This window comes from Hydrogenophaga luteola, from assembly GCF_042648585.1.
GTDB classification, from domain to species: Bacteria; Pseudomonadota; Gammaproteobacteria; order Burkholderiales; family Burkholderiaceae_C; genus Hydrogenophaga; species Hydrogenophaga luteola.
Genome location: NZ_JBHRXX010000001.1, coordinates 1 through 19,473, shown reverse-complemented (window position 1 = coordinate 19,473; position 19,473 = coordinate 1). Strand labels below are relative to the sequence as shown.

The following is a 19,473-nucleotide window of genomic DNA, read 5'->3' as shown; positions in this document are numbered from 1 at the left end:
TCACACCTGGCCAGTGCGCTGGAACAGGCCGCCCTGCAGGCGTCCGATCTGCCCGTCCAGTTCCAGTTCCAGCAGGCGGGCCTGCAGGGCCGCCGTGTCCAGCCCGGTTCGGGCCTGAAGGGCATCCAGTCCGATGGGGTCAAAGCCCATCGCGCGCAACAAGCCGTCTTCGTCCGTGGGCAATGCCGCCTCGTGGTTCTGCTGCGAGGGTTCTGACAAGTGCAGATCCTCGAGGATGTCCTGTGCCGACTCGACCAGTTTGGCGCCTTGACGGATCAGGGCATGGCAGCCACGCGACTGCGGGGCATGGATTGACCCAGGAATGGCGAACACATCCCGCCCCTGTTCCGCGGCCAACCTGGCGGTGATCAGGGAGCCGGATCGAACCGCGGCCTCGACCACCAGGGTGCCCTGGCTCAGGCCGGCGATGATCCGGTTGCGCTGCGGAAAATTCGCTGCCAACGGCGGCGTGCCGAGCAGGTATTCGCTGATGAGGGCGCCGGATGCCGCGATGCGACGGGCCAGCGCCGCGTGCCGCTGGGGGTAGACCGTGTCCAGTCCAGTGCCGACCACGGCGAGCGTCAGGCCGCCGCCTTCCAGTGCGCCGGTGTGGGCGGCCCCGTCGACGCCCAGCGCCAGACCCGACACGACACACAGCCCCGACTCTGCCAGGCTTCGTGCGAACTGGCGCGCGTTGGTTTCCCCCTGCGGGGTGGGATTGCGACTGCCCACGACCGCCAGCTTCTGGGGGTGGCTCAAGGCATCCTGGCGACCTTGCACGTGCAGCAACAGTGGGGGGTCGGCCGTTTGCAGCAGGCTGACGGGATAGCGCGGATCGGCCAATGTGATGACATGACGGTCGCTGTCCTCGTTCAGCCAGGCCCGTAATCGGTCAATGGCATCGGCGAGCGCCGGAGGCTCCGACTGCAGCGCGCGCGCAATGCGGGGGCTGGTGACCGTCTCCCAAGCGCTGGGGCTGTGCTTCCAGATGTCGGCTGGCAGGCCGAACGCCGCCAGCAGTCGTCGCGCCGTGTCGCGGCCCACGCCCGGGGTGAGCAGCAACCTGAGCCAGGCGGCCCATTCGTCCCGCTCCATGGGCAAGCGTCAGGGGTTGGCGAAGTGGTCGCCGACCTTGACCCCGTCGACAATGTCCAGAACCAGGGCGTAGGACACCTTGTCGAAGGTCTTGAAGACCAGCATGAGCCCATTGGGCTCGCCAGGCAGACGGATCTGGGGGCGGCTTTCGTCGGTCTTGTCGATGCGGGTGCTGGAGTCGCGGATCAGGGCCAGCACATGGCCTTCTTCGACGCCATGGGTGCGGCCGCGGTTGATGGAGACCACTTGGTTCTGGGCGGCGTAGCGCACCGCATTGCCGTACACCGACACGATTTGGCCCGATGTGGGCTTGCCCGGCGCGCGCGGCACGTAGTTGGGGAACTCGCGCGGCGGCTCCGGAAGCAGCCGGTCACCCACCCGGATTTCTTCTTTGGCCTTGACGATGTCGATGGTGGCCGGGACGATCTCTCCAGTGGCCACGGGCTTGAGCGGGGCCTTTTCTTCAACCGGAACACGGGCGAAGTTGTGCGTCGTGTTCTCGTATTGAGGTTTGAACGTGTCCTTGCCTTCCGGCTTCTTGGCCGACGCCGGCTCCTCGATCTCGCGGCGTGTTTCCGGACGCACGATTTCAGCCTTCCCGACGTACTGCGCCTCATAGGCCAGCACCTCGCCGGTGCCTGGGTCCTTCAGAGGCACGGCGTTGCGGAAGACCCGGTAGGTGATGGACTTGCCGGCCCCCAGGGTCAGGGCCTCTTCGGTGAGGTTGCCGACGTCGCCGTACTGCCCCCGGGCGTAGGCTCGGTCGCCCAGACTCAGCAGCACGCGGTTCTCGGGGGTGGCCACGATGCGCGCCGCGCGCGCGTAGGTGGCTTCATCAACGATCAGGGGCTCGGTCAGGAAGGCTTCGATGGCCTGCATGTTCACCGGCGGGATGGCCGATTCGGACAGGCTTTCGCTGCGCACGCGAGGTGACACGCGCACGGTAGGCATGTCGCCGTTGTCGCCGGGCTTGCGTGTGCTCAGCCGGGCGCGGCCGCCGCTCTTGTCCAGGTACAGGACCTGGCCGGGATAGATGCGGTGGGGATTCTTGATCTCCTCCATGTTCATGCCCCAGAGTTCCGGCCAGCGCCAGGGGCTCTTGAGGAAGATCTTGGAGATGGCCCAGAGGGTGTCGCCACGTTTGACTGTGTGGCTGTCTGGCGCATTGGGGGCCAGTTCCGACAGGGGCACGCCGGCTTGCGCCACCTGGTTGGCAGTGGCGCGCTGGCTGGCGGTGACCGGAAGATTTTGTGCCGAGGCGGCGCCGGCGAGGGTGGCCATGACCATCAGGCAGGCGGATGCGGGGCCTGTCAGGCGCAGGGCAGTCGGAAGGTATTTCAATCGCATGTGTGGGCCCCTGGGGCTGGCGAAAATTGGCTCGTCGGACTTGACAATTCGCATTTGATTTTGCGCCCAAGCCCTTGATTAGGCAATATTAATAGGTCCTGGCATCCACCCGGGAATGCAAAAGTGGCGAAAATAGCGACAAACCTCCCGACCCAGCGGCGGATTGGCGCAAATTGCCGTGCGGCTCTTTTTCCGGCGACATTGGCCGCCGGTCCATGACATTGAAATGAACGCTCCCGAACTGCTCCCCATCCTTCGGTACCCCGACCCGCGTCTGAACACCGTGGCCAAACCGGTGGGGGATGTGGACCACCGGGTGCGCGCACTCGCCGACCGCATGCTGGCCACCATGTACGACGCCCACGGCATCGGGCTGGCGGCGACACAGGTGGACGTGCACGAGCGGCTGATCGTGATCGATGTCAGCGAAACGCGCGACCAGTCGATGGTGCTGATCAATCCGGTGATCGAGTGGGCCAGTCCTGAAACCCGCAAGGGCGAGGAGGGCTGTCTTTCCGTGCCCGGCATCTACGACGGGGTCGAGCGTTCACTGGCCATCCGCGTCAGCGCGCTGGACGAACACGGCAAAAGCCGGACGATCGAAGCCGAGGGCATGCTGGCAGTCTGCATCCAGCACGAGATGGACCACCTCATGGGCAAGGTGTTCGTGGAATACCTCTCGCCGCTCAAGCGCAACCGGATCAAGAGCAAGCTGCTGAAATCCCAGCGCGAAGCGCAGCGAGCATGACGCACATGCGTGTGGTGTTTGCCGGCACGCCGGAATTTGCGCGCGTGGCGCTCGAGCGGCTGCATGCGGCTGGTTTCGCGGTGCCGCTGGTGCTGACGCAGCCCGACCGGCCCGCTGGCCGTGGCATGAAGCTGCAGGCCTCGCCGGTCAAGCAGTTTGCCCAGGCGCACGGCATCGCGGTGGCGCAGCCGCGCAGCCTGCGGCTGGACGGTAAGTTCCCGGACGATGCCGCTGCGGCGCACCAGGCCCTGCTGGCCGCGCAGGCCGATGTGATGGTGGTGGCCGCCTACGGCCTGATCCTTCCGCAATGGGTGCTGGACCTGCCGCGCCTGGGCTGCCTGAACATCCACGCTTCGCTGCTGCCTCGCTGGCGCGGCGCGGCGCCCATCCACCGGGCCATCGAGGCCGGCGATGCCGAGACCGGCGTGACCATCATGCAGATGGACGCAGGACTGGACACGGGAGACATGCTGCTGGCCGAGACCCTGTCCATCGCCGCCACCGACACCACCGGCGGTCTGCACGACCGTCTGGCCGACCTAGGGGGGCGGATGATCGTCGAGGCGCTGGAGCTGGCCGCCTGCGGTGGCCTGCGGCCGGTACCGCAACCTGCCGAGGGCGTGACCTACGCGGCCAAGATCGACAAGGCGGAGTCGGTGATCGACTGGCGCCGGTCGGCGGCCGAGATCGAGCGCCGGGCCCGGGCCTTCTCGCCCGCACCCGGGCTGGCCACCGAGCTGGCCGGCGAGGCGGTCAAGGTGTGGCGGGTGGCGGCCACCAGCGCCGCCAGCCACGACGTGATGCCCGGCCAGATCCTGTCCGCCGCAGCAGAGGGGATCCGCGTGGCGACGGGCGACGGTGTGCTCACCCTGCTGGAGCTGCAGCGCGCCGGTGGCAAGCGCCTGCCGGCCCGGGAGTTCCTGCAGGGCTTCGCGCTGACCCCGGGACAGGTCTTCGGCGCGCCGACGACCTGATGTTTTTCCTGGCCGAGCATCGCCGCCGACCGGAGTTCCGCGAAGGCATCACCGACCAGGGCTCTGTGGCCATGGGCATTGCGGCCTGGGGCTTGATGACCGGCGTGGCCATGGTGCAGTCGGGTATGTCGACGCTCGAAGCCCTGCTGATGACGCTGATCGTCTACGCCGGCAGTGCCCAGCTGGCCGCGGTGCCGATGATCGGTGCGGGCGCGCCGATGTGGGTGATTCTGGCGGCGGCGTTCTGCGTGAATCTGCGCTTCGTGGTGTTCTCCGCGCACCTACGGCCGTATCTGATGCACCTGCCAAGATGGCAGCGGCTGGTCAGCGGCTACGTGACCGGCGACCTGAGCTACGTGTTTTTCGCCAAACGTTACCCGCACCCCGGCCGCAATGCCGAGGAGCTGGCGCAGCAGCAGGCCTACCTGATGGGCAACTGCGCGGTGAACTATGTGGCCTGGATGGTGGCGAGCGTGGTCGGCGTGCTGCTGGCCAACATCGTGCCGTTGTCCTGGGGGCTGGGTTTTGCGGGCATCCTGGCCCTGCTGGGGGTGCTGTGTTCGCTGGCCACGTCGCGCTTGCGGGTGGTCTCGGCCGGCGTGGCGGCCACGGCGGCGGTGGTGGCCTGGGCGCTGCCGCTGCGGTTGAACATCCTGGTGGCGATCGCGAGTGCGGTGGCCATCTGTCTGGTGATCGAGCACATGAGGGGATCGGAGTCTGGACATGCCGGACATTGACCTGCACACCCTGCTGACCATCGTTGCGCTGGGCGTGGTCACGGTGATCACTCGCGGCTTCTTTCTGATCTCCGACCGGCCCTGGACCCTGCCCCACTGGGCCCAGCGCGGCCTGCAGTACGCGCCGATTGCAGCGCTGTCGGCCGTGGTGCTGCCCGAGATCGTCATGAGCCAGGGGCAGCTGGTGCAGACCTGGATGGACGCGCGGCTGTTCTCCGCGATGGCCGGCGCGGCCTACTTCTTCTGGCGCAAGGGGGTGCTGGGCACCATCGTCACCGGCATGGCGGTCTACCTGCCGCTGCACGTCGGTCTGGGCTGGTGAGGCCGTGAGTGGGACAATCAGCGTCGCCGGTTGAAACCAACCTTAAGGCGTGCTTAAGGCGCTTCCGCGACCATCTACCGTTTGGCCGCTGCGCTCCACGGATTTCCTGACATGACTGAACTTGCTGCGGCCGCTGCCGCTGGCGCCGAGCCGCTGGTGTCGGTGCTGATTCCTGCGAAAAACGAGACTGGCAACATCGGTTCGCTGGTGGCCGAGGTGGTGGCGGCGCTGCGGCCGGAATGCCCCTTCGAGATCGTGCTGGTTGACGACGGCAGCGACGACGGCACGGGCGACGAGTTCCTGCAGCGCTGCGCCGAACTGGGCTCGGCCGCCCGGCTGATCCGCCACGAAAAGAGCGTGGGCCAGAGCACGGCGCTGATGAGCGCGGCCCGCCAGGCACGGGGCCGCTACCTGGTCACCATCGACGGCGACGGCCAGAACGATCCGGCCGACATGCCGGCCCTGCTGCGCAGCGCGCGCGAGACCGAGGCGCAGGGCGAACATTTCTGCATCGCCGGCTACCGCAAGAACCGCCAGGACACCGAGTGGAAGAAGTTCCAGTCGCGCATCGCCAATGCGGTGCGGCAGAAGATCCTCAACGACCAAGTGCCCGACACCGGCTGTGGCCTCAAGCTGATCCCGCGCGCCACCTGGCTGCAGCTGCCCTATTTCGACCACATGCACCGCTACCTGCCCGCACTGGTGCTGCGCCTGGGTGGCGCGATCCGCGTGGTGCCGGTGAACCACCGCGCGCGCCAGGCCGGCGTCTCCAAGTACAACGCCTGGAACCGGTTGTGGGTCGGGCTGGTCGACATGGCCGGCGTGGTGTGGCTGACCCGGCGCGGCAAGCGCCCGGTGATCGCGCAGGTTCGCACGCTCGCTGCGCATGAAGAGTCTCACTAAGCCCCTGCTGCTGACCGCGGTCCTGACGCTGGCCTTCCTGTCCCTGCACCTGGGCTGGTGGGGGCCGGTGACTGAGGAGGTGCTGCTGCAGCAGCTGTTCCAGCAGCACTGGACTGTTGCCTGGCCGGTGTTCGTGCTGGGATCGGTGGTCTACACCGCGCTGGGCGGCCCGCGCCAGGTGCTGGCGTTTTCCTGCGGTTTCCTGTTCGGTGGCTGGCAGGGCGGGCTGATCGGCACCCTGCTCACGGGCTTTGGCGCCATGCTGACCATGCTGGCCGTTCACCAGCTGGGTTTCGACTGGGTGCGCCAGAAGCACGCGCAGAAGATCGAGCTGATCAAGGCTGTTCTGGCCGAGGACACCTGGATCTGGATCTGCGTGATCCGGCTGATCCCGGTGGGCAGCAACCTGGTGACCAACATCGCGGCGGCGCTGTCCGACCTGCGGCCGGTGGCCGTGTTCTTCGGCAGCCTGCTGGGCTACCTACCGCAGATGCTGCTGTTCGCCTACGCGGGTTCGGGCATCGCGCTGCACGACAGCTCGCAGCTGTGGATGAGCCTGGTGATGCTGGTGGTATCCACCGGTCTGGGCCTGTACCTCTACCACCACGGCTTCAAGCAGCGGCTCCAACGGTTCCGCAAAGAGCACGCCCATGCACCTGCCCACTGACGAAACGATCCGCCGCCAGACGCTGTTCTGGCTGCTGGCCACGGCCATCGTGCTGCTGCTGGGCATCGGCCTGCGCTACCCCTGGCCGGCCGACGAGCCGCGCTTCGCGCAGGTCGCGCGCGAGATGGTCGAGAGCGGCCAGTGGCTGTTCCCCACCCGCGGTGGCGAGCCCTATCCGGACAAGCCGCCGGTGTTCATGTGGCTCAGCGCCATCGCGTTCACGCTGGTCGGCAACCTCAAGCTCTCGTTTCTGCTGCCCAGCGCGCTGGCCTCGGTCGGCACGCTGCTGCTGGTGCACGACATCGGCCGCCGGCTGTGGGGCCGCGAGGGGGCGCTGGCGGCGGTTCTGGTGCTGGTGTTCACGCCGCAGTTCCTGCTGCAGGGCAAGGCAGCGCAGATCGATGCGGTGGTGACCTTCTGGATTACGTTGGGCTGCTACGGCCTGCTGCGGCATTTTTTCACTGGCCCGCACTGGGGCTGGTACTTCACCGCGTGGGCCGCGATGGCGCTGGGCATCATGACCAAGGGCGTGGGCTTTCTGCCCTTGCTCATGCTCATTCCACTGGCGTTCTGGACGCAGAACCCGGAGTCGGGTGAAGGAAAAGTCTGGCGCTGGAAGCTGGCCTCGGGCCTGGTGGTGATGCTCGCGGTGATCGCGCTGTGGCTGCTGCCCATGCTCTGGCAGGTGCACAGCATCGGCACCGACACCATGGTGGCCTACCGCAACGACCTGCTGTTCCGCCAGACCGGGGAGCGCTTCGTCAACGCCTGGCACCACGTCAAGCCCTGGCACTACTTCTTCACGCAGGCGATTCCCACGGTCTGGTTCCCGCTGCCGGTGCTGCTGCTGGTGTTCTTCAAGCCGCTGCTGGCGTTGCTGCGCGAGGACCGTCGCGCGCGCGTGCTGCTCGCCTGGGTGGGGCTGGTGCTGCTGTTCTTTTCGCTCAGCTCGGGCAAGCGCGAGGTGTACATGTTCCCGGCGCTGCCCATGCTCGCGCTGGTGGTGGGCGCGCTCTGGGTGCGGGTGAAGGAAGGTGTCGCGGCTGCGCGCACCAGCGTGTTCTTCCAGGGCCTGCTGCTGCTGATCGCCGCGGCGCTGGCTGGGCTGGGCGTGGCACTGAAGGTCTCGCCCGACAAGCTGCTGCGCAAGGTGCCCGACTACGCGGATGCGGTCACGACCCTGTCGCTGCCGCTGGTGGCCATGGGTGTCAGCTTGTTGGTGCTGCTGGTGCTGATCCGCCGCCGCGACCTGCTGCAGCGGCTGGCCGCGACCAGCCTGGTGATCTGGGTGTTCGTTTCGCTGCTGGTCTGGCCCAAGGTCGACCCGCACCGCACGCCGCAGGCCATGATGGAGCAGATCGAGCAGCGCCTGCCCCCGACGTCGGAACTGGGCCTGCTCTATTTCAAGGAACAGTTCCTGCTGTTCAGCCACCGGCCGCTGACCCATTTCAGCTACCTCGCGCCGCTGGAGGAACAGGAGCGCAACGCCTGGCTGTGGATGAAGGAACAGCCCGGTCGCCACCTGCTGGCACCGACCGATGCCGAGCTGAGCTGTTTCGACGTGGCCGAGACTGAGTCGCTGGGCGAGGCGCACCGCCGCGAGTGGGTGGTCTACGGCCCGGCCTCGATGCGTGCCACCTGCGAGCCGCCCCAGCGCCTGCGCCGCTTTGTCTACCGCCCCGTGACCGAGGGCGTGCTGCCATGAACCTGCTGGATTCTTCCCCCGCCCCGCGCGTGCTGGTCACCGGCGCCGCGGGCTTCATCGGTTACCACCTGAGCCAGCGCCTGCTGGACCGGGGGCTGCAGGTCGACGGGGTCGACAACATGAGCGCGTACTACGAGCCGGCGCTCAAGCAGGCGCGACTCGACCGCCTGCTGGCGCGGCCGGGCTTCACCTTCCACCGCCTGGACCTGGCCGACCGCGACGGCGTGGCGCGCCTGTTCACCGACGGCCGCTACGACCTGGTGCTGCACCTCGCCGCGCAGGCCGGCGTGCGCTATTCGGTCGAGCAGCCCATGGCCTACCTGGACAGCAACCTCGCGGGCATGCTCACCGTGCTCGAAGGCTGCCGCCGCAGCGGCGTGAAGCACCTGGTCTACGCCTCGTCCAGTTCCATCTACGGAGCCGCGCGCGAGATGCCCCTGCGCGAGGACATGGTGACCGATTCACCGATCTCGCTGTATGCCGCCAGCAAGAAGGCCAACGAGCTGATGGCGCACAGCTACAGCCACCTCTACCGCATCCCGGCCTCGGCGCTGCGCTTCTTCACGGTCTACGGCCCCTGGGGCCGGCCCGACATGGCGATCTTCAAGTTCGTGCGCGCGATCTTCGAGGGCCGGCCCATCGACGTCTACAACCACGGGAACCTTCGGCGCGACTTCACTTATGTCGACGATGTGGTGGACGCGGTGCTGGCGGTGGCTGACAGGCCGCCGCAGGCCGGCGATGGCTCGGTGCCGCACCGCGTGCTGAACGTGGGCCACAACGGCCCGGTGCCGCTGATGGAGTTCATCGCCTGCCTGGAGCGCGCCTGCGGCCGCGAGGCGGTCAAGAACTTCCTGCCCATGCAGGCCGGCGACGTGCCGGACACCTGGGCCGACACCTCGCGGCTGGAAAACGAATTCGACGTGCGCGCCGGCACCGACCTGCAGACCGGCGCTCAGCGCTTCGTCGACTGGTACCGCGAGCACTACGACGTGAACTGATGGCCCCCACGCTCCGCCGCTGACGCGGGTCGCTGCCCCCCGAGGGGGCTGGGCCAGGCTTGGGGCGGCCCGGCGCCTGGCCCGTCTTGCGATTCCGTTGCTTCAGCATTGGCGCGGGTCGCCGCGCCACGCAACCAGGGGCGAGCCAGCCGCCAACCTGCCAGCGCGACCGCGCTGCAGATGAGCAGGGTCCAGAGGGTGTGGCTGGGCGGGTGGGCGCCGCGCAGGGTCTGCGTCACCCCGGCCAGGCCACCGGCCAGCAGCACCGCGGTGAGCCAACGCCAGCCCGGCGCCCGGCGCCGCCCGGCCACGGGCGAACACAGCCAGGGCAGGCACAGCGCCAGAAACGACAGCGCGGACGACGCGTGCCCGCCCGGGAAACAGCCGCCGGTGCCGCCGTCGCCGGTCAGCAGGTTCCAGTGCGAGGTGTAGACCGCGGTGCCGCCGAAGGCGCTCCACTCCCAGGGGCAGCTGGCCCGGCTGGCCTGTTTGAGCAGGCCCACCGTCAGCATGGACAGGGTGACCAGCGCCAGCACGGTCCCGCGCTCGCGGCGCGAGGGGCCGTTGGTCGCGGGCCACAGCACCCAGCCCCACAGCAGCAGGTAGGCCAGTGTGGCGAGCTGGCGCCCGCCGTCGTGCAGCACGGTCTCCAGCAGCGGGTGGTGGCGCCACGGAAAGCCGGCGCTGGTCCCGATCTGGCTCATCACCGGCAGGTCCATGCCGCTGGCATCCCAGCCCAGCGTCAGCAGCAGCAACACCAGCCAGGCCCGGGCGATGGCGTTTGCGGTGGAAACAACAGGGGGGCGTAGATGGGACATGGCGCCGCATGCTCGGCGTCGGACTTTAAGAGGGCCTTAAGGGGTGCCGGGATAATTCGGTTTCTTTGACCGATGGGCCCTGCGCCGTCCTGAAGAACATGCGAGCACTCGTGGTGGAAGACGATCCCGGCATTGCCAGCGGCCTGAGCCTGTCGCTGCGGCAGGCCGGCTATGCGGTGGACGTGTGCGGCACGCTGGAGTCGGCGTGGACGGCCCTGTGCGTCGAACCCTTCGACGCGGTGCTGCTGGACCTGGGCCTGCCCGACGGCGACGGCCTGGACCTGCTGACTCGCCTGCGGCGCCAGAGCGAACGCCGGCCGGGCCAGTCCACCCTGCCGCAGCGCGACCTGCCGGTGCTGATCATGACCGCGCGCGACGGCGTGAGCGACCGCATCTTCGGTCTGGACGAAGGCGCCGACGACTACATCGTCAAGCCTTTCGACCCCAACGAGCTGCTGGCCCGGCTGCGCGCCATGCTGCGGCGTGCCAGCGGCCGCAGCAAGCCGGTGATCGAATACGGCGACATCGTGGTCGACCCGGCCACCCGCTCGGTCGAACGCGCCGGCCTGCCGGTGACGCTGGGGGGCAAGGAGTTCGCCCTGCTGCTGACCCTGCTGCAGGCCAAGCCGCAGGTGCTGTCCAAGGCGCGGCTGGAGTCGGCGATGTACGGTTTCGGCGAGGGGCTGGAGAGCAATGCCATCGAGGTTCACGTGCACCACCTGCGCCGCAAGCTGGGCGAATCGCTGATCAAGACCGTGCGCGGCGTGGGCTACTTCGTGCCCCAGGAGCCGCCGGCGGCGAAACCGGCCGACACCACCGGAGGCCTGTGAAACTGCCGCTGCCCGCCACGCGCCGCACGCTGTCGCGCCACCTGCTGATCTGGACCCTCGGGGCCCAGCTGGCGGTGTGGGCGGTGATGGTGGCGGTGGGCTGGAGCACCAGCCTGCGCGAGACGCGCAAGTTCACCGACGGCCACCTGGTCGCGGTGGCCCAGCTTTGGCTGGGAAACGCATCCTGGAACCAGGGGCCGATGTCGGGCCCCCTGCCCGTGCCCACCGAAGACGTGCACGAGTACGCGCAGGACGTGGCGGTCCTGGTCTGGGACAACGGCCGCCTGGTGACCGACAGCGACCAGCTCGCCGCCGGGCTGGACCTGTCGACGCTGCCCGAGAAGGGGCTGATGACGGTGGTGGTGCGCGACGCCCAGGGCGAGCCGCACGACTGGCGCGCCTATTTCGAGACCTACCGGGGCGAGGGCCACGAGCGCCGGGTGGCGGCCCTGCTGGACCTGAAGAAGCGCTACGTGCTGGCCAGCGACATCGCCGAGCACCTGGCCGAACCGTCCCTGGTGCTGCTGCCGTTGCTGGCGCTGGTGATGTGGTGGACCATCCGCCGCGGCCTGCGCCCGCTGGACCAACTGTCCGACGAGGTGGCCGCGCTCGACGGCTTTGCCGGGCAGCGGCTGGACACGCAGCACCGCTTCCACGAGTTCTCCAGCACGGTGACGGCGATCAACACCATGGTCGACGGCCTGCAGGCGCAGGCCCAGCGCGAGCGCCAGTTCGCCTCCGATGTGGCGCACGAGCTGCGCACGCCGCTGACGGCGATCACGCTGCAGGCCCGCGCCGCGCAGGCCGACCCGTCGCCGCAGCGGCTGGCGCGGCTGGAGCAGGAGGCCCTGCGCGCCGGGCGCATCCTGACCCAGCTGCTGGATCTGGCGCGGGCCCAGCGCGCCGGGCAGCAGGCGCAGGCGGGCGATGCGGTGCAGGACGCCGCACTGGGCGAGATGGCCGCCCGGCTGATCTCGGCCCACGCCCAGCTGGCTCACGAAAGCGACCACGAGATGTCGCTGGTGCAGGAACAGGGCGAGGTCAGTGTCCGGGTCCAGCCCATGCTGCTGGAGCTGGCGCTGCGCAACTTGATCGAGAACGCACTGCGCCACACGCCGCCGGGCACGCAGGTGGAGGTGTCGGTGTGGCGCGATGTCCGGGGCCAGGGCGTGTCGGTCAGCGACGACGGCCAGCGCGCCGGTGTGACCGCGCCTGCGGCGCAGGCCTCGTCCGGTCTGGGGCTGGGCCTGCGTCTCGTGGAGCGCATCGCCGAGGAACTCGGCGCGCAGCTGGAGCGCGACAACGGGGTGGCGCCGATGACCACGCGCTTCTCGCTGCGGTGGCCAGCCTGAGGGGACGGGGCGATGCCGCGCAATAAGGTTCGTTTAACGTCGTCGAAAGACACTGCCGGCAGTGCCACATTCGGGGCGATGGTCCCGCTGTTTCCCATGCAGTTGTCTTCTTCTGTTCCTGCCCGGGGCGTGCCCGGCCTGTCGCTGGTCCGCGGCGACGCCCGCGGGCCGATGGCCCTTCTGCTCGGCCTGGCGCTGTGGCTGGCCGTGCCCGGCAACCTGCCGCTGTGGCAGCGCGTGGCCGCCCTGACCCAAACCGCCGACCATCGCCTGGGGCTGATGCTCACCCTGGGGCTGGTGCTGGTCGCCGGCACCCTGGCCCTGCTGGCGCTCTTCCACTGGCCGCGCGTGTTCCGTCCGCTGGCCACGGTGCTGGTGCTGACCACCGCGTTCAACAGCCACTTCATGTGGCAGTACGGCGTGGTCATCGACAGCACCATGATGGCCAACGTGGCGCAGACCAATGCCAACGAGGTGCGGGACCTGTTGTCCTGGCCGCTGCTGATGGCCCTGCTGGCCATCGCCGGTCCGGCGCTGTGGTGGATCTGGCGCACACCGCACGCACCGCAGGCGACGCTGCTGCGCCTGCGGCACAACCTGGGCCTGCTGGCGGTGTCGCTGGCGGTGGCCGCCGTCGCCCTGTTGGCCGGCTACCAGGGCCTGGCCTCGCTCATGCGCGGCCACAAGGACCTGCGCTACATGATCAACCCGATGAACACTCTGGCGGCATCGGGCACGCTGCTGGCCGAGCGCGGCCAGCACGCAGCGCAGCCCCTGGAGCCGGTGGGCGAGGATGCGCGGCTGGGGGCGAGCTACGCCTCGCAGAGCCGGCCGCCGCTGCTGCTGCTGGTGGTGGGCGAAACCGCGCGGGCGCAGAACTGGAGCCTCAACGGCTACGGCCGCCCGACCACGCCTTCGCTGACCGGCTGGCGCGCGCGCGGCGGTCTGGTGAACTTCCCCCAGGCCAGTTCCTGCGGCACCAGCACCCAGGTCTCCGTGCCCTGCATGTTCTCGCCGCTGACCCGCAAGGAAGGCGGCGACGAGACGGCACGCAGCGAGAACCTGCTCGATGTGCTGCAGCGCGCCGGTCTGGCGGTGCTGTGGATTGACAACCAGGCCGGCTGCAAGGGCGTGTGCGACCGCGTGCCCACGGTGCGCATCGCGGACGCGCCGATCCCCGGCCTGTGTGCAGGCGGCGAGTGCCTGGACGAGGCCATGATGCACGGGCTGGACGCCCGCATCGCCGCGCTCGACCCGCAGCGCCGCGCGCGCGGTGTGGTGGTGGTCATGCACCAGATGGGCAGCCACGGACCGGCGTACCACAAGCGCTCGCCGGCCAACCGCAAGCCCTTCCAGCCCGAATGCCGCAGTGTCACGCTGGCCGACTGCTCGCAGGACGAACTGGTCAACGCCTACGACAACTCCATCGCCTACACCGACCGCTTCCTCAACCACGCGCTGTCCTGGCTGCGCGCCCAGTCGACCGCCGGCCGTTTCGACACCGGGTTGTACTACGTCTCGGACCATGGCGAATCGCTGGGCGAGAACGGCCTCTACCTGCACGGCGTGCCCTATGCGCTGGCGCCCGAGCAGCAGACCCATGTGCCCATGGTGGCCTGGCTGTCCGAGGGCCTGCAGCAGCGCAGCGGGGTGCGCACCGACTGCCTGCGCGACCGAGCCGAGCGGCCGGTCTCGCACGACCATCTGTTCCATTCGGTGCTGGGGCTGATGGACGTCTCGACCGCGGTGCGCAAGCCGGGCCTGGACCTGTTCGAGCCCTGTGCCCATCCGGCCGCTGCTGCGCCCGACAGCGTGACGGTCAGCGCGCCGCGGGCAGGCTGATCCGCGCCAGCAACCCGCCGGCGCTGCCGGCCTCCAGCGCCAGCGCGCCGCCGTAGAGCGCCACCAGGTCGGCCACGATGGCCAGGCCCAGTCCGCTGCCGGGCGTGGCCTCGTCCAGCCGCACACCGCGCGCCAGCACGGCCTGGCGCTGCTCCGGCGCGATGCCGGGGCCGTCGTCTTCCACCACCACCTGCAGCCGGTCGCCGTCCAGACAGGCCTCGACCCGCACCCGCGTGCGCGCCCACAGGCAGGCGTTGTCCAGCAGGTTGCCCAGCATCTCCTGCAGGTCCTGCTCTTCACCGGCAAAGGCCCAGTCGGCGGGAATGTCGGTGCTGTCCAGCCGCAGCGCCCGCTCGGCGTGCACCTTGGCCATCACACGCAGCAGACCGGCCAGCACCGGCGCCAGCGGCGTGCGCTGACCCGGCAGGCGCTGCGAGGCGGCCACGCGGGCGCGTGCCAGGTGCCAGTCGATGTGGCGCCGCGCCAGCCCCACCTGGTCGCGCACCAGGGCCGCCAGCGGCGCCTGGTCTAGGCCGTCGGTGCGGCTGGCGGCCTGGTCCAGGACGGCCAGCGGGGTCTTGAGCGCATGGGCCAGGTTGCCGGCCTGTGTGCGCGCGCGCTCGACCACCTCGGCGTTGCGGTCCAGCACGCGGTTGAAGTCGTCGATCAGCGGCTGCACCTCGGCCGGAAACTGGCCCTGCAGCCGCGCCGTGCGCCCCTCGCGCAGGGCGGTCAGCGCGCGCTGCAGCGCGCGCAGCGGTGCCAGGCCCACGGCCACCTGGGCCAGCGCCGCCAGCGCCAGCAGCAGGCCCAGGCCCAGAAGCGAGAGCGCCAGCACGCGCGCGAAGCGGTCCGAGGCGGCGGTGACCTCCTGCAGGTCGCCCGCCACCACCAGCCGCCAGCGCCGCTGTGGCGCATCGGCCGGGTACACCGTGCGCTCCACCAGCAGCAGCGGCGCATCGCGCGGACCGGTGCCGGTGTGCACGTGCAGCTGGCCGTCGGCCGGCACGTCGGGCTCGGGGCGCAGCCGGTCGTCCCAGAGCGAGCGCGAGCGCAGCGCGCCCTGCGCGTCGGCGGGCGCACCGACCTCGTCTAGCTGCCAGTACAGGCCCGAGTAGGGCCGGTGCCAGCGCGGGTCGGACAGCTGCGCCGGGTCGATGCTGGCCTGGCCGGCGGCGTCGAACTCCAGCCGCGCGGTGAGCTGGTCCAGCTGCTGCGTGAGCGTGGTCTGGAACTGGCGCAGCACATGGTCCTGGAACAGGCTGTGCAGGAACACGCCGGCCAGCACCAGCGCCACGGCCAGCGCGGCGAGCGTGGCGGCCAGCCAGCGCACCCGCAGCGAGAGGGCCCGGCGCCAGGGCATCAGCACCTCACCGGGGTGCCGCCATGCGATAGCCCAGGCCCCGCACGGTTTCGATCAGGTCGGGCGGCAGCTTCTTGCGCAGGCGGCCGACAAAAACCTCGATGGTGTTGGAGTCGCGGTCGAAGTCCTGCGCGTAGATGTGTTCGGTCAGCTCGCTGCGCGAGACCACCGCGCCCAGCCGGTGCATCAGGTAGTCCAGCACCTTGTACTCGTGGCTGGTGAGCGTGACCGGCTGGCCGTCGCAGGTGACGCGGCCGCTGCGCGTGTCCAGCGCCAGCGGGCCGCAGCGCAGCACCGGCGAGGCCTGGCCGCTGGCGCGGCGGATCAGGGCGCGCACCCGGGCCAGCAGCTCCTCCATGTGGAAGGGTTTGGTCAGGTAGTCGTCGGCGCCGGCGTCGATGCCGGCCACCTTTTCGTTCCACTGATCTCGCGCGGTCAGGATCAGCACCGGCATGGACCGGCCCGCGTCGCGCCAGCGCTTGAGCACGGTCAGCCCGTCGAGCACCGGCAGGCCGAGGTCGAGGACCACGGCGTCGAAGGTTTCGGTGTCGCCCAGGAAGTGCGCGTCGCGCCCGTTGTCGGCTTCGTCGACCACATAGCCCGCGGCCATCAGGCCCTCGCGCAACTGGGCGCGCAGCGTCGGCTCGTCTTCGACCAGCAGCAGTCTCACCGCGGCTCTCCGTGGGGTTTGCGGTCGGGCCGCACGCGGCGTCCGATCACCTCGCCCGTGCCGGCGTCGACCTCCAGCTTCAGCAACTGGCCGCCTGGTTGCAGCAGCTTGACCTCGTAGATCCAGCGGCGGTCCTCGGACTCCAGTTCGATCTCCAGCACCTGGCCGGCCTGTTCGCGCTCCAGGCGCTCCAGCACGTTGCGCAACGGCAGGATCTGGCCGGCGACCACGGCTTCGCGGGCGCGTTCGTGGTCGCCGCGGTCGCGCGCCAGGGCGCCCGTCGACAGCACGGCGGCCAGCACCAGCGCCGTGGCGCGGAGCGGGGAAAGGCGGTGGGTTGAAGAGGCCATGAGCCGATTGTGCGCGGCTCAACTGAACGCCCGATGAACGCCGGGTTCAGGGTGGGTTCAAGGCGTGGGTCGCAGCATCACCCCTACATCACAACCAACCCCTGAGGACCCCATGAACTTCCGCCTGCTGTCCATCCTCCCCGCCGCCCTGCTGTCGTTGCTGTGCGTCGGCACCGCCCTGGCCGCAGAGACCACGCCCGCTGCCCAGCTGCAGCACTGGAGCGCCCAGGCCGGTGCCCCGGGCAATCTGGCCAAGGGCCAGACCTTCTTCAACGCCAAACACGGCGGTGAATGGTCGTGCGCGTCCTGCCACGGCACGCCGCCCACCGCGCAGGGCAAACACGCCAACACCGGCAAGGTGATCGCGCCTCTGGCGCCGGCCTTCAACGCCAAGGCCTTCACCGACAGCGCCAAGGTGGACAAGTGGTTCAAGCGCAACTGCAACGACGTGCTGACCCGCGAATGCAGCGCCGCCGAGAAGGCCGATGTGCTGGCCTACCTCAACAGCCTGAAATGACACCCCATCGCCAAGGACATGCCATGAACACCTTTTCAGACCGCCTGATCCGTCCCGGTGTGGCCGCCCTGCTGGGCCTGGCCACCCTGGGCGCCGCCCACGCCGACAGCGGCCGCATGATGCCGCGCGACGTGCCCAAGGCCTACACCGCCGAGTGCGCCGCCTGCCACACCGCCTACGCCCCGGGCCTGCTGCCCGCACGCTCATGGCAGCGCATCATGAGCGGCCTCGACAAGCACTACGGCACCGACGCCTCGCTGGACGAGGCCACGGTCCGGAAGCTGTCGACCTGGCTGCAGGCCAACGCCGGCACCTACAAGCGGGTGAACGAAGAACCGCCGCAGGATCGGCTCACCCGATCGGCCTGGTTCGAGCGCAAACACGACGACATCCCTCCCTCGGTGTGGAAGCACGCGGCCATCAAGAGCCCCGCCAACTGCGGCGCCTGCCACACCGGCGCCGACCGCGGCGACTTCGACGACGACAACATCCGGCTGCCGGCCGGCGTGAGCCTCGGCCTGCGTCGTTTCTGGCACGACTGAACACAGGGAGCCCACCATGAACGTCTCCACCTCACTGAACCCCGGCGCCCGCGCGGCGCAGACCAATGCCGCGCCCGTGCGGCGCATCACCGATGCGCCCACGCGCATGTTTCACTGGCTGTTTGCGCTGAGCTTTCTCGGCGCCTACTTGACGGCCGATGGCGAACGCTGGCGCATGCTGCACGTCACCCTGGGCTACACCATGGCGGGCCTGTTGGCCTTCCGGGTGCTCTACGGTCTCTTCGGTCCGCGCCAGGCCGGCATGGGTCTGCTCTGGCGCAAGCTGACCGCGGCACCCGCATGGTTTCGGTCGCTGCGCGCTGTGGCGTCGCTGTCGGCCATCAACTGGCGCCAGGGCCAGAACCTGCTGATGGCACTGGCCGTGGTGGCGTTGATGGCGCTGGTGCTGCCGCTGACGCTGACCGGTTACGCCACCTTCAACGAATGGGGCGTGTTCCCCGGTGAAGACTGGCTGGGCGAGCTGCACGAGTTCTTCGGCGAAGCCATGCTGATGGTGGTGCTGGCGCACCTGGCGCTGATCGTGGTCTTGAGTCTGCTGCGGCGCAAGAACATGGCCTCACCCATGCTCACCGGCCGACTCGACGGCCCCGGGCCGAACCCGGTGCCGCACAACCGGGTCTGGCTGGCCGCGCTGCTGCTCGTGGCCGTGCTGGCCTACGGTGCCTGGGAGTGGCAGCAGTCGCCCAGAGGCCTGATCCCGTCGAGCGCCTGGGGACAGGTGTCGGCCGGGGAACACGGCGATGACGATTGATGCGCTCCCCACTGGCCGGGCTGTGAGTTCTCCTCAGGGTTTCACCGCGCCCGGCTGCAGTGGCACCCGGGTGATGCGCATGGTCTTGCCGGTCACCGGGTGCAGGTAGGCCTCCACCACGGTGCCGTCGTGTTCGACCGCATAGAACTCGTGGCAGCGACCCTTGGACACCTTGAACTTGACCAGCATGTAGCGGGACGCCTGGAACAGGATGCGGGCCTGCTGCTCGGACATCCACTGGGAACGCGGCTGGTCGGTGCAGACCACCTTTTCAGAAGGGGTGCTGGCCAGAGCCGACCCGGATGAGAGGGCCAGCAGCCAGCTGGCGGCGAGGGCAATGGGCTTCATGGGGTCTCCTGTGGATGCACCGGCATGATCTGGCCCGAAGCTTGTCCCCTGCTTAAAGGGCGGCAGCGCATTCCCTACAATTTGCCCCGGTCCTTTTCCCGCGGCCCCGCCGCGACTTCCCGCATCCGGCAGCACGGCTGTCCGACCGAGGCTTCATCATGCAATTCATCCGCTTTTCCGATCTCTGCGCCCAGGGCAAGGCCAAGGGCCAGCGCGTCTTCATCCGCGCCGACCTGAACGTGCCGCAGGACGACGCCGGCAACATCACCGAAGACACCCGAATCCGCGCCTCCATCCCCGCCATCCAGATGGCGCTGGACGCCGGCGCCGCCGTGATGGTCACGTCCCACCTGGGCCGTCCGACCGAAGGCGAGTTCAAGCCCGAAGACTCCCTGACCCCGGTGGCCGCGCGCATGGGCCAGCTGATGAACCGCAGCATCCGCGTGGTGGCCGACTGGGTCGACGGCGACTTCTCGGTCGCCCCCGGCGAGGTGGTGCTGCTGGAGAACTGCCGCCTGAACGTGGGCGAGAAGAAGAACAAGCCCGAGCTGGCCGCCAAGCTGGGCAAGC

The 19,473-nt window shown here is 69.3% G+C and carries 22 protein-coding genes; 15 read left to right on the top strand and 7 right to left on the bottom strand.

Annotation, left to right across the window (positions count from 1 at the left end; genetic code table 11):
• Entirely contained in the window at window positions 1–1,095 is a 1,095-nt protein-coding gene (gene dprA, locus ACFOPI_RS00110; protein WP_382169543.1) for a DNA-processing protein DprA, read from the bottom strand.
• Window positions 1,096–1,104: 9 nt separating this feature from the next.
• Entirely contained in the window at window positions 1,105–2,442 is a 1,338-nt protein-coding gene (locus ACFOPI_RS00105) for a LysM peptidoglycan-binding domain-containing protein (RefSeq protein WP_382169541.1), read from the bottom strand.
• Window positions 2,443–2,668: 226 nt separating this feature from the next.
• Between ACFOPI_RS00105 and def the strand changes: the two genes are divergently transcribed.
• From def to ACFOPI_RS00065, 8 genes are all read left to right on the top strand, one after another.
• Window positions 2,669–3,190 (top strand): peptide deformylase, encoded by a 522-nt coding sequence (def, locus tag ACFOPI_RS00100; protein ID WP_382169539.1) that lies wholly within the window; start codon window positions 2,669–2,671, stop codon window positions 3,188–3,190.
• A gap of 5 nt (window positions 3,191–3,195) precedes the next feature.
• A complete protein-coding gene (fmt, locus tag ACFOPI_RS00095) occupies window positions 3,196–4,164 on the top strand; it encodes a methionyl-tRNA formyltransferase (protein ID WP_382170905.1) in 969 nt (322 codons plus the stop codon).
• Window positions 4,164–4,901 (top strand): AzlC family ABC transporter permease, encoded by a 738-nt coding sequence (locus ACFOPI_RS00090; RefSeq protein WP_382169537.1) that lies wholly within the window; start codon window positions 4,164–4,166, stop codon window positions 4,899–4,901. Before fmt ends, ACFOPI_RS00090 begins: the two co-directional genes overlap by 1 nt.
• Window positions 4,888–5,223, top strand: coding sequence for an AzlD domain-containing protein (locus ACFOPI_RS00085; RefSeq protein ID WP_382169535.1), 336 nt, complete (start codon window positions 4,888–4,890; stop codon window positions 5,221–5,223). Before ACFOPI_RS00090 ends, ACFOPI_RS00085 begins: the two co-directional genes overlap by 14 nt.
• Window positions 5,224–5,334: 111 nt before the next feature.
• Window positions 5,335–6,126 (top strand): glycosyltransferase family 2 protein, encoded by a 792-nt coding sequence (locus tag ACFOPI_RS00080; protein WP_382169533.1) that lies wholly within the window; start codon window positions 5,335–5,337, stop codon window positions 6,124–6,126.
• A complete protein-coding gene (locus tag ACFOPI_RS00075; protein WP_382169531.1) occupies window positions 6,110–6,793 on the top strand; it encodes a TVP38/TMEM64 family protein in 684 nt (227 codons plus the stop codon). Before ACFOPI_RS00080 ends, ACFOPI_RS00075 begins: the two co-directional genes overlap by 17 nt.
• Complete coding sequence (locus ACFOPI_RS00070; RefSeq protein ID WP_382169529.1) at window positions 6,777–8,498, top strand: ArnT family glycosyltransferase; 1,722 nt, start codon at window positions 6,777–6,779, stop codon at window positions 8,496–8,498. Before ACFOPI_RS00075 ends, ACFOPI_RS00070 begins: the two co-directional genes overlap by 17 nt.
• Window positions 8,495–9,499, top strand: a complete 1,005-nt coding sequence (locus ACFOPI_RS00065; protein WP_382169527.1) for an NAD-dependent epimerase/dehydratase family protein — start codon at window positions 8,495–8,497, stop codon at window positions 9,497–9,499. The genes ACFOPI_RS00070 and ACFOPI_RS00065 overlap by 4 nt, the downstream gene beginning before the upstream one ends.
• Here ACFOPI_RS00065 and ACFOPI_RS00060 read toward each other — a convergent pair.
• Window positions 9,484–10,317, bottom strand: coding sequence for a phosphatase PAP2 family protein (locus tag ACFOPI_RS00060; protein WP_382169525.1), 834 nt, complete (start codon window positions 10,315–10,317; stop codon window positions 9,484–9,486). The two genes, ACFOPI_RS00065 and ACFOPI_RS00060, sit on opposite strands and share 16 nt — an antisense overlap.
• A gap of 98 nt (window positions 10,318–10,415) precedes the next feature.
• Here ACFOPI_RS00060 and ACFOPI_RS00055 point away from each other — a divergent pair, with 98 nt between their 5' ends.
• The 3 genes from ACFOPI_RS00055 (at window position 10,416) to ACFOPI_RS00045 (ending at window position 14,341) form a co-directional block, all read left to right on the top strand.
• Window positions 10,416–11,147, top strand: a complete 732-nt coding sequence (locus ACFOPI_RS00055) for a response regulator (protein WP_382169523.1) — start codon at window positions 10,416–10,418, stop codon at window positions 11,145–11,147.
• Window positions 11,144–12,499: a sensor histidine kinase gene (locus tag ACFOPI_RS00050; protein WP_382169521.1), complete on the top strand. Its 1,356-nt coding sequence runs from the start codon at window positions 11,144–11,146 to the stop codon at window positions 12,497–12,499. The genes ACFOPI_RS00055 and ACFOPI_RS00050 overlap by 4 nt, the downstream gene beginning before the upstream one ends.
• A gap of 96 nt (window positions 12,500–12,595) precedes the next feature.
• On the top strand, window positions 12,596–14,341 hold the full coding sequence (locus tag ACFOPI_RS00045; RefSeq protein WP_382169519.1) for a phosphoethanolamine transferase: 1,746 nt from the start codon (window positions 12,596–12,598) through the stop codon (window positions 14,339–14,341).
• On the opposite strand, the gene ACFOPI_RS00040 is transcribed toward ACFOPI_RS00045, so the two are convergent.
• Genes ACFOPI_RS00040 through ACFOPI_RS00030 form a run of 3 tightly spaced genes read right to left on the bottom strand, consistent with a single transcriptional unit; the run spans window position 14,319 to window position 16,724 of the window.
• Window positions 14,319–15,704: a sensor histidine kinase gene (locus ACFOPI_RS00040; protein ID WP_382169517.1), complete on the bottom strand. Its 1,386-nt coding sequence runs from the start codon at window positions 15,702–15,704 to the stop codon at window positions 14,319–14,321. The genes ACFOPI_RS00045 and ACFOPI_RS00040 overlap by 23 nt on opposite strands.
• 7 nt (window positions 15,705–15,711) lie before the next feature.
• Window positions 15,712–16,374 carry a response regulator transcription factor gene (locus tag ACFOPI_RS00035; RefSeq protein ID WP_382169515.1) on the bottom strand — a complete coding sequence of 221 codons (663 nt, stop codon included), beginning with the start codon at window positions 16,372–16,374 and terminating at the stop codon, window positions 15,712–15,714.
• On the bottom strand, window positions 16,371–16,724 hold the full coding sequence (locus ACFOPI_RS00030) for a PepSY domain-containing protein (protein WP_382169513.1): 354 nt from the start codon (window positions 16,722–16,724) through the stop codon (window positions 16,371–16,373). Before ACFOPI_RS00030 ends, ACFOPI_RS00035 begins: the two co-directional genes overlap by 4 nt.
• A 112-nt stretch (window positions 16,725–16,836) precedes the next feature.
• On the opposite strand from ACFOPI_RS00030, the gene ACFOPI_RS00025 reads away from it, so the two are divergent.
• From ACFOPI_RS00025 to ACFOPI_RS00015, 3 genes are read left to right on the top strand one after another with little or no spacing between them, the layout of a single operon-like run.
• A complete protein-coding gene (locus tag ACFOPI_RS00025; RefSeq protein ID WP_382169511.1) occupies window positions 16,837–17,241 on the top strand; it encodes a DUF1924 domain-containing protein in 405 nt (134 codons plus the stop codon).
• 23 nt (window positions 17,242–17,264) lie between these two features.
• Window positions 17,265–17,783 (top strand): diheme cytochrome c, encoded by a 519-nt coding sequence (locus ACFOPI_RS00020; RefSeq protein ID WP_382169509.1) that lies wholly within the window; start codon window positions 17,265–17,267, stop codon window positions 17,781–17,783.
• 16 nt (window positions 17,784–17,799) lie between these two features.
• Window positions 17,800–18,555, top strand: coding sequence for a cytochrome b/b6 domain-containing protein (locus tag ACFOPI_RS00015; protein WP_382169507.1), 756 nt, complete (start codon window positions 17,800–17,802; stop codon window positions 18,553–18,555).
• A gap of 33 nt (window positions 18,556–18,588) precedes the next feature.
• Here the strand turns inward: ACFOPI_RS00015 and ACFOPI_RS00010 are convergent, their stop codons facing one another.
• Window positions 18,589–18,903 (bottom strand): PepSY domain-containing protein, encoded by a 315-nt coding sequence (locus tag ACFOPI_RS00010; protein ID WP_382169506.1) that lies wholly within the window; start codon window positions 18,901–18,903, stop codon window positions 18,589–18,591.
• Between the two features lie 158 nt (window positions 18,904–19,061).
• Here ACFOPI_RS00010 and pgk point away from each other — a divergent pair.
• Window positions 19,062–19,473 (top strand): phosphoglycerate kinase (pgk, locus tag ACFOPI_RS00005; RefSeq protein WP_382169504.1); only part of this gene is annotated, 412 nt, incomplete at its 3' end.

Bases quoted from the DNA above. Each gene is read 5' to 3' on its own strand.
- dprA (WP_382169543.1), bottom strand. From the start codon at position 1,095: ATGGAGCGGGACGAATGGGCCGCCTGGCTCAGGTTGCTGCTCACCCCG.
- ACFOPI_RS00105 (WP_382169541.1), bottom strand. From the start codon at position 2,442: ATGCGATTGAAATACCTTCCGACTGCCCTGCGCCTGACAGGCCCCGCA.
- def (WP_382169539.1), top strand. From the start codon at position 2,669: ATGAACGCTCCCGAACTGCTCCCCATCCTTCGGTACCCCGACCCGCGT.
- fmt (WP_382170905.1), top strand. From the start codon at position 3,196: ATGCGTGTGGTGTTTGCCGGCACGCCGGAATTTGCGCGCGTGGCGCTC.
- ACFOPI_RS00090 (WP_382169537.1), top strand. From the start codon at position 4,164: ATGTTTTTCCTGGCCGAGCATCGCCGCCGACCGGAGTTCCGCGAAGGC.
- ACFOPI_RS00085 (WP_382169535.1), top strand. From the start codon at position 4,888: ATGCCGGACATTGACCTGCACACCCTGCTGACCATCGTTGCGCTGGGC.
- ACFOPI_RS00080 (WP_382169533.1), top strand. From the start codon at position 5,335: ATGACTGAACTTGCTGCGGCCGCTGCCGCTGGCGCCGAGCCGCTGGTG.
- ACFOPI_RS00075 (WP_382169531.1), top strand. From the start codon at position 6,110: ATGAAGAGTCTCACTAAGCCCCTGCTGCTGACCGCGGTCCTGACGCTG.
- ACFOPI_RS00070 (WP_382169529.1), top strand. From the start codon at position 6,777: ATGCACCTGCCCACTGACGAAACGATCCGCCGCCAGACGCTGTTCTGG.
- ACFOPI_RS00065 (WP_382169527.1), top strand. From the start codon at position 8,495: ATGAACCTGCTGGATTCTTCCCCCGCCCCGCGCGTGCTGGTCACCGGC.
- ACFOPI_RS00060 (WP_382169525.1), bottom strand. From the start codon at position 10,317: ATGTCCCATCTACGCCCCCCTGTTGTTTCCACCGCAAACGCCATCGCC.
- ACFOPI_RS00055 (WP_382169523.1), top strand. From the start codon at position 10,416: ATGCGAGCACTCGTGGTGGAAGACGATCCCGGCATTGCCAGCGGCCTG.
- ACFOPI_RS00045 (WP_382169519.1), top strand. From the start codon at position 12,596: ATGCAGTTGTCTTCTTCTGTTCCTGCCCGGGGCGTGCCCGGCCTGTCG.
- ACFOPI_RS00040 (WP_382169517.1), bottom strand. From the start codon at position 15,704: ATGCCCTGGCGCCGGGCCCTCTCGCTGCGGGTGCGCTGGCTGGCCGCC.
- ACFOPI_RS00030 (WP_382169513.1), bottom strand. From the start codon at position 16,724: ATGGCCTCTTCAACCCACCGCCTTTCCCCGCTCCGCGCCACGGCGCTG.
- ACFOPI_RS00025 (WP_382169511.1), top strand. From the start codon at position 16,837: ATGAACTTCCGCCTGCTGTCCATCCTCCCCGCCGCCCTGCTGTCGTTG.
- ACFOPI_RS00020 (WP_382169509.1), top strand. From the start codon at position 17,265: ATGAACACCTTTTCAGACCGCCTGATCCGTCCCGGTGTGGCCGCCCTG.
- ACFOPI_RS00015 (WP_382169507.1), top strand. From the start codon at position 17,800: ATGAACGTCTCCACCTCACTGAACCCCGGCGCCCGCGCGGCGCAGACC.
- ACFOPI_RS00010 (WP_382169506.1), bottom strand. From the start codon at position 18,903: ATGAAGCCCATTGCCCTCGCCGCCAGCTGGCTGCTGGCCCTCTCATCC.